The organism is Pseudoalteromonas sp. Xi13, from assembly GCF_003952205.1.
Lineage (GTDB): Bacteria > Pseudomonadota > Gammaproteobacteria > Enterobacterales > Alteromonadaceae > Pseudoalteromonas > Pseudoalteromonas atlantica.
The window spans coordinates 42,034-55,429 of record NZ_CP034440.1; the positions used below are offsets into that span (position 1 = coordinate 42,034).

Consider the following 13,396-nt stretch of genomic DNA (forward strand, 5'->3'; position numbering starts at 1 on the left):
ATTTGCTAGTTTGTTGTTTTAGCCTAAACTGACTTGTTTTAGGCTAAAGATTTTCAATGAGTGAAATTGTATAGATGAATAATGACAGGCATGTTGCGCAAAAAAGTCTATTTTGTTACAGCTGTAACATTTGCGTCTTATATCGGAGTGTTTATATGCAAAGCGTGTATTAAAGCAGCAAATACACGCACTTTGGCTAGTTGTTAAGCTAATAAAGCGTTAATTGTGTTTAGTGTTTGCTGGTGATCGGTGTAATTTATTTTAATTGCAATGGCTTTATTATCAGTTATTAATACTAACGAAGGAAAGCCTTGTATTGGCAAACTTGCACTAAATGCTAACTCCTCATGTAATTTTTGATTCAAAGCCTCAGAGCAAAGTTCCTCGCAAAACTGTTGTTTATCAAGGCCTATTTTTTCAGCTAAGGTAATTAGAGTACTTTCATCAGATGGGTTTTGAGCATGTAAATAATAAGCATGTTGAATTGCCTCTATCATTTGTGGCTCTTTATTATGCGCTCTGGCAATAATCGCCGCTCTGCAGGCTGGGTAAGTAGAGCGCCTTGGCTGACAAACCTGCCAAAAATCAAAATTAAACTGTGTGCCCAACATCGCACTAATTTTATGCCACGTGCTTTGGAGCATGGCGCGCATATTTTCAGGCATGGGTTCTTGGCTATCTGGAGCAAGCCCCCCTACTTTGTATTCTATAGTAAGCTGCGAAGATAATGCGGCTTTTAGTTTTAACCACGTCGGTTTATATCCCCAGCACCAACTGCACATAGGGTCGTGTACATATATAAGTTTAGTTTGAGTCATAGTGTTCCTGTGTGATTTGATACAACTTTGTTACGCCCTTGCTCTTTAGCTAGGTACAGGTATTCGTCTGCTTGTTTAAGTACACGGCTGTAATGATCCACATTATCAACCTGTGCCACACCTATACTACAGGTAATAAATATCCGTTTATTATCGCTGGTTAAAATAGCTTGTTTTGCGACACATTGTCTAAAATCATCGGCTAATTTTGTAGCCACTGGGGCTGTCTCTTTAGGTAAAATCACCACAAACTCTTCGCCTCCATAACGGGCTTTAACTGCGGAGTTTGGAAATTGTGAATCAAGTAATTTGGTAAATTCTATCAACACTGTATCGCCAAAGTCATGACCATAGGTATCGTTTAGTCGTTTAAAATAATCTAAATCAAGTAATAAAATAGAAAACGGCAGGTAGTTTTCGGGCGTTTTAGCAGCTAATTTTAAAAAGTGAGCGGTGATGAAACGCCTGTTCGCGCCACCCGTTAACTGATCTGTATAGGCATCTTGCGTTTGCGCAAGGGTTATATCAGCAATTGCCAGGTGACTTTTATGCCTGAAATATTCACCTATAAACGAAAAAATAAACACCAGTGTAAAAGAGGCTAAAAACCGAGACTTTTCAATACCGCCATAGTTAACTTGGCCAAAATCAGGCCCGTATAAAATAACACTGCAGCACAGTAATAAGCCTAAGCCAAGCCTGCAGCCATGCTTTACACCTAAAGAGGCAAAACACACTACAGGGTAAAACATTAGCCAATAAAGCGCGGTATTTTCTTTTCCGCCTGTATACGTAAGGGCTACACACATAATAAACACTATACACATACTTATAAGTGCAACCATTTCAAGCTTGGCTGTTTTTATAAAATAAAAAGTGCCGCTAATAAGGGTAATATTAACCGCGATTAACGACGCGGTAAGAATAGGCGAATACACCGTGTAGTTAAACACCACCAACATAGAGATAACAATAATAGCAATGGCTATCATGGTGAATAGTGAAAATGCTTGGCGCTGTTTATCCGAGCTATACACCTTATCTATGTTAATAAGGCTTAACCAACTTTGTCCTGTAACCGATTTTTTGGGCATATTTTAAACTCTAAACTTTTGAACCATTTGCTCTAAATCACTAAATTGTTGTTTAAGTTTAGTACATTCATTGAGGGTGTTTTTTAAATTTTCTTGGCTTTGTACCGATAACTCACTCATGCTTGTAATGTCTGCGTCGAGCACTTTAACAAGGTCGTTTTGCTCAACAGTGGCATTGGCAACACTATGATTAGCACTGCTAATTTGTTTTATTGACTCTATTATTTGGCCCATTAACACGCTCACACCTTCAGCGTGCTCTACGCTTTTTTCACTGTCTTGAATGCTTGTTTTCATCAGCTCTACCGCTTGATTTGAGCCTCTTTGTAGTTGCCCTACGGTATCTTCAATCTCTTGGGTTGATTGCTGAGTACGATGTGCTAATTGGCGTACCTCATCAGCAACAACAGCAAAACCGCGCCCAGCTTCGCCTGCTCTTGCAGCTTCAATTGCCGCATTTAATGCAAGTAAGTTGGTTTGCTCGCTCACACCTTTAATCACCTCAAGCACTTGCCCAATACTAATTGTATGCGCGTTAAGGCTATTAATAGTGTGTTGCGCTTGTTCCATATTGGCTGATAACTGATGGATACTATTAACGCTGTGCAATAAAGTTTGCTGGTTTTGTGTTGAATGCTCATCTGCATTTTTAGCAATTACAGAAGCGTCACTGGCGTTATTAGCAATAGCCATAGCCGATTGCGAAAAATTATTAACCGCCATGGCCACACTATCAGTACGTTTTGTTTGGTCATGGTGCATGGCTAGTGAAGAATGTGTCTGCGACACCACGCTGGCTATTACGCTATCGAGTTGTTCAGTCGTTAATTTAACGTGTTCTATAGAGTGCTGAATTTTTTCAATAAAAATGTTAAACGAGTGACTAATTTGGCCAAACTCATCATTGTTTTCAACCTTTAAACGTTTGGTTAAATCGCCTTCGCCTTTTGCAATATCTTCTAGTGCATCATTTAGGCGCGCCATAGGTTGCATTAAGTAACGCAGTAAAAATTGCATAAACACAATAATGGCCACAATTCCCACTAACATATAAATAAGCGCGTTAATACCAAAGCGAGACACCTCTGCATAGGCTTGGTTTTTATTAATAACAACACCTAAATACCAGTCAACATTATCTATGCCACGTATTTTAGTAAACGATATCAACTGCGGCTCCCCCGCTATATCATATTGTGTAAATTCGCTATTAAGCGCGGTAGGTTGGCCAAATAATTCAGAGGTGTTTTTTAAATTAAGTTCGCTATTAGGATGGCTCAGCACTTGACCATTTTTATCTACTAAAAAAGCATACCCTAACCCTAAAAAATCAATATCGTTAATTATTTCAGTCACTGTGTGCATGTCTATATCTGCACCCGCTACACCACTAAAGCGGCCATTGCTTTGAATGGGCACAACTGCAGATATAGTCAGCTCGTTGGTGGTTACATCAATATACGGGGTGGTAAATGCGGTATAGTTTTTATTTTCAACTAACTTATACCAAGGGCGCGAGGTGGCATCAAAATCAGAGGGCAATACAATGCTTTGATCGTTAAGTATAAATAAACCACTTGGTTTACCTATATAGGTGTTTTTAAAGCCACCAGCGTATTTAGCAGTATTAAGCTGGGCAAGGGTTAACTGTTTTGGATCACTGTTTTTATGAGTTTGCGCAATCGATTTTACTATGGTGAGTTTGGCGTTAAGCCAGCTTGCAATGTTTTGTGAGGTAGATTCTGAATTTTGCTTAAGGACTAAATCGAGCTGCTGTTGCGTTTGGTTTCGCATAGCGATGTAATTATTTATAGCAAATAAACCCAGTACAATAACCAGTACCATAGATGCTGCAATAGTCACTTTTGAGGTGAATTTAAGTGAGTTAAGCATGACTGCCCTTTTTTATTTTTTGTTATTAATTATATTTTTAGCAAAAATTTAAAGGTATGTCGTCGTTAATGAGGTAGATAAGCAGGTTATGTACTTAAAATAAGAATAAAGAACCACCTCTATTCACTATACAGTTGTAACACCACGGTTTTTTTAAAAACAAACCCGCATTTGGAACGTTCCCATAAAATGGTAATAAAAAAGCGACTGAATACGTATTCAGTCGCTCTTTCATCGGGGAGTATTTACCACTTTTTAGCTAAACGAACCACGTTTAAGCCATACCAAGCAATAAATACATAACATACTAGCGGAACAAAAAAGCTTTGCTGAATATTAACAACATCAGCAATGTAACCCTGTAATAAAGGCACCAAGGCACCCCCTACTATTGCCAAACACAACCAACCAGAGCCTTTACTGGTTAATGAGCCTAAGCGCTCTATCGCTACAGAAAATATAGTCGGGAACATAATTGAGTTAAATAAACCAATGGCCAGTACCGCGTACAGGGCTACATTGCCTTGCGTAAATATAGTCACAAGTAATAAGGCAATTACCATGCAGGCATTAAATGCCAATGCTTTAGATGGCGCTATTTTTTGTAGTGCAGCAGAGCCAATAAAGCGGCCAACCATTGCTCCGCCCCAATAGTAGCTGATCAGTGCAGCAGCAGCGTGCTCTTCAAGCCCAGCTATATGTGCTTCACCAAAAAAGTTAACTAAAAAACTACCAATAGCCACTTCACCACCGACATAACAAAATATAGCAAATACGCCCATTGTTAAATGAGGTGCCTGTGTTAGTGAGCGAGTTTCATTAACCGGGTTATTTTCTTCTTTATGGCCTTCTATTTCAGGAAGCTTAATAAAGGCAAATACGATAGCAATAATAAGTAAGGCCGCTGCTAACATTAAATAAGGTACTTTTACAGATTCAGCAGTAGCAGCACTTGCCGCTAATGTACCTGCGGTACCAAAAAACAGGATACCTCCAACATACGGGCCTACGGTTGTCCCTAAGGCATTAAGTGCTTGCGCTAAATTTAGCCTAGATGAGGCGGTTTTTTCTGGCCCTAAAGCAGCTACATACGGGTTTGCAGAAACCTGCAAAACAGTTACACCAGCAGCCAGTACAAATAATGCACCTAAAAACAACCAGTATTCATGCACTACTACCGCAGGGTAAAACAACATACAGCCAATTGAGGCAACCACTAGGCCGGTTAGTATGCCTTTTTTATAACCTAATTGTTTAACCAAAATTCCAGCTGGAATAGAGACAATAAAATAGGCGCCAAAAAAGCAAAACTGTACGAGCATTGCTTCAAAGTAAGTTAGGTCAAAAACGCCTTTCAGACGAGGTATTAGCACGTCGTTTAAAACGGTAATAAAACCCCATAAAAAAAACAGTGTGGTCATTGCAGTCAGCGGTAACAGGTAATTTTTATTTTGTTGCTCTTTGACCGCAAATGATTGATTGGTATTTATTTCACTCACGTCATTTTCACTCCATTAACAAGTTGAAAATGATTTTACACGTTTGCGACACATTATAAGTACAAAATAATTGGAACGTTACAATTAATCGCATTCATTTAATAAGGCCTGTTTCATCCTTTGGGTTTCGCCGCTATTTTTAAATTTGTATAAAGCAGTATTAATATCTTCTAATACAGTGAGCCAGTTTGGTGTTTTTTTACTAATCGCAAAATATAAAGGGTTATATTGAATTGCCTTGCTTTCTGGTTCGATAGCACTAAGTAGGGTCTGTTTTTCGCTATCGGGTAAAGCTGCATATTTTACCGAGTAAAGTAACACAGCGGGGTCGCCTATAATTAAATCTACACGTCCTGCAGCGAGTAATTTTACAAGTTGTAAATCGTCTACGGCATGAATAATAATAAACTCATTATTATCCATCATGGCATCAAACTCAGGGGTATTTTGATACCCTCTTACAACACCAATACGCGAGCCTTTAAGCGACTTTAAATTGCCATTAAACCTGTCGGGCTCGCCTTTGCGTTTTAAAAAACCTATGTTACCGCCTTCAAACGAATTAGAAAGCCCTAAAAGCTTACGGCGTGTTTTACCTTCTATGTAATCAGATGGCGCTGTATCTTCAATATAATACTCTGGCATTAAAACATCGGCTTTACCGAGCTCTACAGAACGAACAGCTCTCGCCCAAGGAACAAACTCTATATAAGCACTATAACCAGCGCTATGTAGAATCGCCGTACTAAATTGATATACCCAGCCTTTGTTACACAGCTTATTACCTATGTAAGGCGGCCAGTCTAATGTAACCACATGAATTGTTTGATTGCTGTTTGGCGCGCTAAATAGGTAACCCGATTTATAGCGCTCACCTATTACAGTGTGACGAGTATCATCTTGCATGTAGGTCACAGGAACCTCAGCAAAACAATAAGATGAAAAGAGTATGAGGATTAAAAATAAACGCATAATTAAATTTCATTTACAATATGTTCCTAAAGTGTAGAACTTAGTACATAAAGTAAAAGAAATTTTAATTAAAATTACAGCAGTGGGTGCTTAAGCTTTTACCCACTTCATTTTATTATTGGTATCGCGAGAATTAATAATAGTTGAGTCGCTGCTCTCTACCCCACCAAGTTTGGCTAAACGGTCGTAAAGTACCACATTGCAGGTGGCCGCAAGGTTCATACAACCAATTGTAGGTACGTAAACCACTTCATCGCACCATTTTAAAACCTCTTTTGGTACTGAGCCGTCTTCTGGCCCAAATACATAAAATGCGTTTTCAGGGTGTTTAAAATCAGGTAACGCCGTGGCGCCTTCAATCAGCTCAATAACCACAACCTTTGCGCCTTCAGGTTTTACACTGAGTAGGTTATCAGTGCCGGTAAGTGCAATACGCTCAACAACATTTTTAGTATCGGTATGAAACTTTTTAGCATTTAAGTAGCGACTACCGGTAAAGAATACTTGTTTAGCGTCATAACAACCCGCGGCACGTAAAACGCCGCCAACATTTGTCGGGCTTTTAGGATTAATTAAACCTATTACAGCCTTAAACTCGCTCATCAGTCGCAATCCTTTGTTGGCCACTCAGCAATGTATAAATCAAAGTCATCGAGCTTTACGTCACAGTCTTTTACGGTTTTATCTTTAACAGAAATACCAAGTGCATGCATTTGGGTTTTGTCACCCTGATTTAATAGCGGATGCCAAGAGGCTAAACCTCGCCCCTCGTGAAGACGGCGATAACTACAGCTTTGCGGCATAAAAAAGATATCTTTAAGGTTGGCTTTGGTCAGTTTAACGCAAGAAGGGACAAGCGTTTGGCGGTTTTCGTATTCGCTACAACCACAGGTATTGTTATCAAGGTATTGGCAAACAATGTTGGTGAAAATAAGCTCTTCGCCTTCACGTAGTTGATCGGTGGCGGTAAATTCATCTTCATCTTCACTATCAATAAAGGTATTTAAACAGCATTTTCCGCAACCATCACAAATCGCTTCCCATTCGTTTTGGTTCATATCGGCTAAGCTTTTTTTAAGCCAAAACTGTGTATTTGCTAACTCTTGATCAAACATAATTTACTCGCGCCCCTAAAGAGCGCGCATTCTAACGTATTGCTACAGCGTGCGCAAAGCCCGTGCCTTTATTTGTACGGGCTTTGTGCATTTTGCTATTTACTGGCAGCAACCCAACGTTTAATTTTTTCCTCTAAAATAGGCATCGGCAAGGCGCCATCAATCAATATTTGCGTATGAAACGCTTTAATATCAAACTTATCACCTAACTCTTTTTTAGAGTAGTCACGTAATTGTTGAATTTTAAATTGGCCCAATTTGTACGAAAGTGCTTGGCCAGGCCATGCAATATAACGCTCAACTTCTGCTATCACATCGCTTTTAGCCATTGACGAATTTGCCAGCATGTAATCGATACCTTGCTGTCGAGTCCAGCCTTTTGCATGAAAGCCTGTATCAAGCACTAAACGCATTGCTCTAAGTTGCTCATCGGCCAAACGCCCGTACCACATATAAGGGTCTGTAAATAAGCCCAACTCTTTTCCTAAGCTTTCTGCGTACAACGCCCAGCCCTCTGCAAATACCGTGTAGCCGCCAAATTTTCTAAAATCTGGAAGGCCATCTATTTCTTGCTGTAAAGCAATTTGAAAGTGATGACCTGGCGCGGCTTCGTGAATAGAGAGCGTTTCTAATAAAAATTTTGGCTGCGCTTTAAGGTTATAAGTATTGATGTAAAAAATACCTGGTCGAGAGCCATCAGGTGCAGGCGCTGCATAAGATGCACCCGCTGCAGATTGGGCTCGGTAAGGTTCAACCGCTTTTACAACATAAGGGGCTTTAGGCGAAACATCGAACAGTAAAGGGACGCGCGCATCTATTTTTTGTTTTATATCTTCATACGCTGCAATTAATGCCTCTGGCGTATCGTAATAAAATTGGTCCGAATCACGTAAGTGCTGAAAAAATTCATCCAAAGTGCCGTTAAAACCTACTTCGTGTTTTACTTTTTTCATCTGACTTAAAATACGCGAAACTTCACTTAAACCAATCTCATGTATTTCATCTGCAGAAAGGCTCAACGTGGTATTTTTTTTAATTTGATATTCATACCAAGCTTTACCATTAGGCAAGTCGCTATAGCCCACCGTTTCTCGGCTTTGAGGAATGTATTGATTGGCTAAAAAGTCGCTCATACTTTTATATGCAGGCACTAATTGCTGCATAATAAGTGCTTTATATTGCGCCGTTATTTGCTGCTTTTGCTGTGCGGTAAATGAGGCTGGTAAGTTTTTAATTGGCCCCCAAAATAACGAATCCTCAGCATTTTTAACCACATGCGCGGCAAATTGTGGCTGAAGCTTTTTAGCTAATGGTTTTGGTAAGGTAATGCCCGCTTTAATCCCCTTCGCCATCGCGCGCTCTACACTGCTGAGCCAGGAAATAAAGCCTTCGCTTCGTTTTATAAAATTATTGTAATCTTCTACGGTATTAAATGGCTGCGCACTTTGCCCCGAGCCAAAACCTGCAAAGGTATTATGCGCTCCCGCCATTTGGTTAATAGGCAGCATATAGCTTGGAAATTGCATTCCCTCTAAATTAAGTGCTAAATCTCTTTGTAATATTTCATAGCTGAGTAACGCTTGCCCTGTTAACTGCGCCTTATCAATAAGTGTTAAACGTTGTTGATACTTTTTATAAAACGCGGCTTTTTTTGCCCTATTCTTTTGGGTAATAGCGGGGGTAAACTTATCATTAAATTCACTGCGCCCACTATAAGTTGCATTAATAGGTTTAAAGCTGAGTAACTCGTTGTAGTACTGTGCTACAAGTACATCTAATTGCTGCTCATAAGAGAGCTCTGAAACAATAGCCGCAGGTGCGTTTGACGTGTTTAGCTGTGCACTATTGCCAGTGTTATTACTGGTTTGTGTGTTCATACAGCCACTTAAAGCAAACATAACGCCACTGGCAACTAAGGCCAATTTAATTGATTTCATGGTAATCCTTTTTAGTATCGTCAGTCGATTATGCGCATTTAACCTGCGTTAATAAAGAAATTACGATAAGTGGCGATTAACCTATTATATTTACACTTTTATATTAGGTTGTTACATTTCAATTAATTAAACCGCCACCAGAAGAAAAAACAATGAAAAAAAAGCTACTCAGCGCCTCCGTTGCACTTATGTGTTTAGGAAGCTTTAACGCGCAAGCCCTTACTTATATATCTGCTAAAGCCATGGTAGATGTTCAAACAGGCGAGGTTATTCAATCGCCGCTGATCACCATTGATAATGGGGTGATCACTAACGTTGCACAAAACAAAAAGCCGAGCATGAGCAAAAACGATCAGCATATTGATTTACCCGAGCTCACTTTAATGCCGGGCCTTATGGATATGCATGTACATTTGACCAGCGACCCTACGGTATCTCGAAGTGAGCGTTTAAGTCAGTCGGTACCGCGCATGGCCATTAAAGCCGCGCACTTTGCTAAAAAAACATTGCTTGCTGGTTTTACTACCCTCAGAAATGTAGGGGCCGAGGGCTATAGCGTGATTGCAGTGCGTGATGGTATTAACGCCGGAGATATTGTAGGCCCGCGTATTTGGGCAGCTGGCCCTTCGCTTGGGATCACAGGCGGACATTGCGATAATAACCGTTTACCACCAGAGCTAAAATACACTTCAACAGGGGTAGCCGATGGTCCATGGGCTGCACGTGTAAAAGTACGAGAAAACATAAAGTATGGCGCTAATGCCATTAAGTTTTGCGCCACAGGGGGCGTTTTTTCTAAAGGGACAAAAGTGGGTGTACAGCAGTATTCATTTGAAGAAATGAAAGCCATTGTAGATGAAGCCCACATGCGTGATTTACCTGTAGCCGCTCACGCACATGGCACAAGTGGTATTAAAACAGCTATAAAAGCCGGCGTAGATAGTATTGAACATGCCAGCTTTTTAGATGATGAAGCCATCGCACTTGCTAAAAAACATGGCACGTGGTTATCAATGGACATTTATAATACAGAATACACACTGAGCTTTGGTGAGCAAAATGGGGTAGATGAAGAAAACCTCAATAAAGAACGTCAAGTGTCTAAAAAGCAACGCGACAGCTTTAACCGCGCAGTAAAAGCAGGTGTAAATATGGTATTTGGTACCGATGCTGCTATTTACCCTCATGGCGATAACGCCAAACAATTTAGCCGTATGGTTAAATTTGGCATGAGCGAACTACAAGCAATACAAGCTGCCACCATTAACAGTGCAAAGCTATTAAAAATGGATAATAAACTGGGTCAGCTAAAATCAGGGTTTGCAGCCGACATTATTGCCGTAAAAGGTAATCCACTTAAAAATATCTCTGTGCTTGAGCGCATTCCTTTTGTTATGAAAGCAGGCGTTGTTTATAAAAAATAGTCACTAATTAATGTATTATTTTACAAAAGCATGAAAGCTTACACTTTCATGCTTTTTTATTTACCGCATTAATTTAACCTTAAATTTACTTTTTAGAACAACAACTCACCTACTACGCAATTAATTTCACTTTTTTAGAATTTTTTATTCACTTAACGAATAATAACTATTACTATTCGCACACTTTATGGAATGCGAATAATTATCAATATGAAAAAGTTCAAATACTCTCTTGTTACACTTGCGTGTTTAAACGCATCATTAGCGGTTGCTGCAACAACGGCTGAAAAAGACATTGAGCGCATCAGCGTTTACGAAAAGCAAAACCAAGTTGTTATGAGCTCAGGCCTTGCAACTAAATCAGACATGTCGTTAATGGAAACACCGGCACCGGTTGTTATTATTGACCGTGAACTTATAGAGTCACAAGGTGTAGACAGCCTACAAGAGCTTGTACGTAATGTAAGTGGTTTAACTCAAGCTGGTAATAACTACGGTATAGGCGACAATTTAGTCATTCGTGGTCTTGATGCTAATTACACTTACGATGGTATGTATGGCGGTGCAGGCTTAGGTAATACATTTAACCCAACTCGTTCACTCACTAATGTTGAGTCGGTTGAAGTACTTAAAGGCCCTGCTACCGGTTTATATGGTATAGGCAGTGCTGGTGGTGTTATAAATCTGATTGAAAAAAAGCCTGAGTTTGAAGAAAAACATAAAATATCTGCCGAACTTGGCCAATGGGATAGTTATTCACTTGCCTTTGATAGCACCAATGCGATTACCGATGACCTAGCGTATCGCGTAATGGCTAAAACGGCCTCAAGCGATGGCTTTCGTGATTTAAAAGAAGACCGCGACGAAATTTATACCTCGCTTAAATACATACTAAGTGACAAGCAAGATATCATGCTCTCTGCTGCCTATATTAAAGACTCAATTGCAGTAGATTCTATTGGCCACCCTATTCGAATTTATAATGCAGAAACCGCCAATGGTTTAGCTGCAGGTGAAGTAACTGGCGCAGATTTAGTAAATGACCCATCTGGTAATGGTGTTCAATTAACTGCGGCTCAACAAACACAATTGGCAGATTCGCTTTCATCAACCGATGGCCTTACCCCGTACGATTTTGGTACTAACGGTATTATCTCTCCTATGGCGGATGATAATGAAGGTGAAGAGCTTCGCTTTAAGCTAACCCATAATTACTTTATTACAGATGATTTATTTTTAAATCAGCAGTTACAGTACCGTAACTACACATCAAGCTTTGCTCGTCAAACTGGCGCGTTTAATTACGTGTATTCAACACGCGATGGCATTATAAATAACGACCCGCGTGCCCCGTTAGTTGAAGACGGTGTGCTTTACCCGTTTGCAGCGCGACGCCAAGAATACCGCCAAGTAGAAGCTGATGAAAAGTCATGGCAGTATTTCTTAGATTTACGCTATGACTTTATGTTAGGCGACGTGGATAACGAATTACTGGTTAATGCAAACTACGAAGACAGAGACATTCGCTTTAAACAGTATTCTATTTACGACGCAGACAAAGTTATTTACGACAGCGAAGGAAATGTACTTTACCAAGGCACGCTTCCATACATTTATGACATGCGCTCGCCAAATTGGCCAACAGGCAGTTTTGATGACTACGACCCGCTAAAAACCAGTGACTACAATAAAAAAGTACAAGCGTGGGGCTTAGGTATTCAGCACGTAGGCTATATTACTGAGCAGCTTACAACTCGAGTTGGTGTTGCTTATAATCGCATTAAGCAAACATATGAGCACTATGGTGTAGATGAGCGTTATAGCTCAAGCCGCGCTGAGCCAACGCCTGAAGCAAACACATCAGACAGTGGCTTAACTTATAACTTAGGCGCAACGTATCAGCCTACTGAAAACTTTTCCGTGTTTATTAACCACGCTAAAGGCCGTACTGCCTACAGTGTATTAGGCTCAGTAGCAGGTACGGAGGCTGACCGTGAAGACTCTGAGTCTATCAGTAACGATTTAGGCTTTAGATTTAAAGCATTTGATGATCAGCTTTTAGCATCACTGGTGGTATTTGAAAGCGCGCGTACAAACCTTGAATATACAAACCCACTGTATGAAGCCGGTGTGTCTGGACCTGATGTAGTAGAGAGCTACTACGATGGTGAAGAGCAAACCAAAGGCGTTGAACTCGATTTAAATGCGCACTTAAACGAGCAATGGAAAGTAAATGTAAACGGCGTATACCAAGATGCCCGCGATAAATCTAATCCAAATAGCAGCAGTTACGATACACGCCAAAAAGGCGTACCGTATGTAACGGCAAGTACGTGGGTTACCTACTACGCCGATATGTTTAACCTACCTGAGGCTGTTAATATAAGTGGCGGTATTACTTTTGTTGATAACAGAAGCACAAACTCTAGCTCGTTTAGTATTCCTGATGGCTATGTACCAAGCTACACGGTGTACGACGCAGCAGTTTCGTACACCACAGATAAGTGGCACATGCAGCTTAATTTAAACAATTTGTTTAATAAAAAGTACTACTCTAAAGCCATGTTTTTAGGTGGTATGCCAGGCGAAGAGCGTAATGCTAAGCTCAGCTTTAGCTACACACTTTAACCCTGCCTAAGCAATT

The 13,396-nt window shown here is 40.2% G+C and carries 10 protein-coding genes; 2 read left to right on the forward strand and 8 right to left on the reverse strand.

The window, feature by feature from the left end; translation table 11 throughout:
• Positions 1-203: 203 nt before the first annotated feature.
• The 8 genes from EJ103_RS16705 to EJ103_RS16740 all read right to left on the reverse strand — a co-directional run bounded on the left by EJ103_RS16705 (position 204) and on the right by EJ103_RS16740 (position 9,328).
• Positions 204-818: a DsbA family protein gene (locus EJ103_RS16705; protein ID WP_126008841.1), complete on the reverse strand. Its 615-nt coding sequence runs from the start codon at positions 816-818 to the stop codon at positions 204-206.
• A complete protein-coding gene (locus tag EJ103_RS16710) occupies positions 815-1,912 on the reverse strand; it encodes a GGDEF domain-containing protein (protein ID WP_126008843.1) in 1,098 nt (365 codons plus the stop codon). The genes EJ103_RS16705 and EJ103_RS16710 overlap by 4 nt, the downstream gene beginning before the upstream one ends.
• A 3-nt stretch (positions 1,913-1,915) precedes the next feature.
• Positions 1,916-3,805 (reverse strand): methyl-accepting chemotaxis protein, encoded by a 1,890-nt coding sequence (locus EJ103_RS16715; protein ID WP_126008845.1) that lies wholly within the window; start codon positions 3,803-3,805, stop codon positions 1,916-1,918.
• A 245-nt stretch (positions 3,806-4,050) separates the two neighbouring features.
• The gene (locus tag EJ103_RS16720) at positions 4,051-5,304 is read right to left on the reverse strand and encodes a sugar MFS transporter (RefSeq protein WP_055254170.1); all 1,254 of its coding nucleotides are present in this window, start codon (positions 5,302-5,304) and stop codon (positions 4,051-4,053) included.
• An 84-nt stretch (positions 5,305-5,388) separates the two neighbouring features.
• Entirely contained in the window at positions 5,389-6,276 is an 888-nt protein-coding gene (locus tag EJ103_RS16725) for a transporter substrate-binding domain-containing protein (protein ID WP_126008847.1), read from the reverse strand.
• 90 nt (positions 6,277-6,366) lie between these two features.
• Positions 6,367-6,879: an RNA methyltransferase gene (locus EJ103_RS16730; RefSeq protein WP_126008849.1), complete on the reverse strand. Its 513-nt coding sequence runs from the start codon at positions 6,877-6,879 to the stop codon at positions 6,367-6,369.
• Positions 6,879-7,391 carry a YcgN family cysteine cluster protein gene (locus EJ103_RS16735; RefSeq protein WP_024031710.1) on the reverse strand — a complete coding sequence of 171 codons (513 nt, stop codon included), beginning with the start codon at positions 7,389-7,391 and terminating at the stop codon, positions 6,879-6,881. Before EJ103_RS16735 ends, EJ103_RS16730 begins: the two co-directional genes overlap by 1 nt.
• A 95-nt stretch (positions 7,392-7,486) precedes the next feature.
• Positions 7,487-9,328, reverse strand: coding sequence for a DUF885 domain-containing protein (locus EJ103_RS16740; protein ID WP_126008851.1), 1,842 nt, complete (start codon positions 9,326-9,328; stop codon positions 7,487-7,489).
• Between the two features lie 152 nt (positions 9,329-9,480).
• On the opposite strand from EJ103_RS16740, the gene EJ103_RS16745 reads away from it, so the two are divergent.
• Entirely contained in the window at positions 9,481-10,752 is a 1,272-nt protein-coding gene (locus tag EJ103_RS16745) for an amidohydrolase family protein (RefSeq protein WP_126008853.1), read from the forward strand.
• Positions 10,753-10,962: 210 nt separating this feature from the next.
• Positions 10,963-13,380, forward strand: a complete 2,418-nt coding sequence (locus EJ103_RS16750) for a TonB-dependent receptor (protein ID WP_126008855.1) — start codon at positions 10,963-10,965, stop codon at positions 13,378-13,380.
• Positions 13,381-13,396 lie beyond the last annotated feature (16 nt).

Coding starts and splice junctions, on each gene's coding strand:
- EJ103_RS16710 (WP_126008843.1), bottom strand. CDS start 1,912: ATGCCCAAAAAATCGGTTACAGGACAAAGTTGGTTAAGCCTTATTAAC.
- EJ103_RS16725 (WP_126008847.1), bottom strand. CDS start 6,276: ATGCGTTTATTTTTAATCCTCATACTCTTTTCATCTTATTGTTTTGCT.
- EJ103_RS16740 (WP_126008851.1), bottom strand. CDS start 9,328: ATGAAATCAATTAAATTGGCCTTAGTTGCCAGTGGCGTTATGTTTGCT.
- EJ103_RS16735 (WP_024031710.1), bottom strand. CDS start 7,391: ATGTTTGATCAAGAGTTAGCAAATACACAGTTTTGGCTTAAAAAAAGC.
- EJ103_RS16705 (WP_126008841.1), bottom strand. CDS start 818: ATGACTCAAACTAAACTTATATATGTACACGACCCTATGTGCAGTTGG.
- EJ103_RS16730 (WP_126008849.1), bottom strand. CDS start 6,879: ATGAGCGAGTTTAAGGCTGTAATAGGTTTAATTAATCCTAAAAGCCCG.
- EJ103_RS16745 (WP_126008853.1), top strand. CDS start 9,481: ATGAAAAAAAAGCTACTCAGCGCCTCCGTTGCACTTATGTGTTTAGGA.
- EJ103_RS16750 (WP_126008855.1), top strand. CDS start 10,963: ATGAAAAAGTTCAAATACTCTCTTGTTACACTTGCGTGTTTAAACGCA.
- EJ103_RS16715 (WP_126008845.1), bottom strand. CDS start 3,805: ATGCTTAACTCACTTAAATTCACCTCAAAAGTGACTATTGCAGCATCT.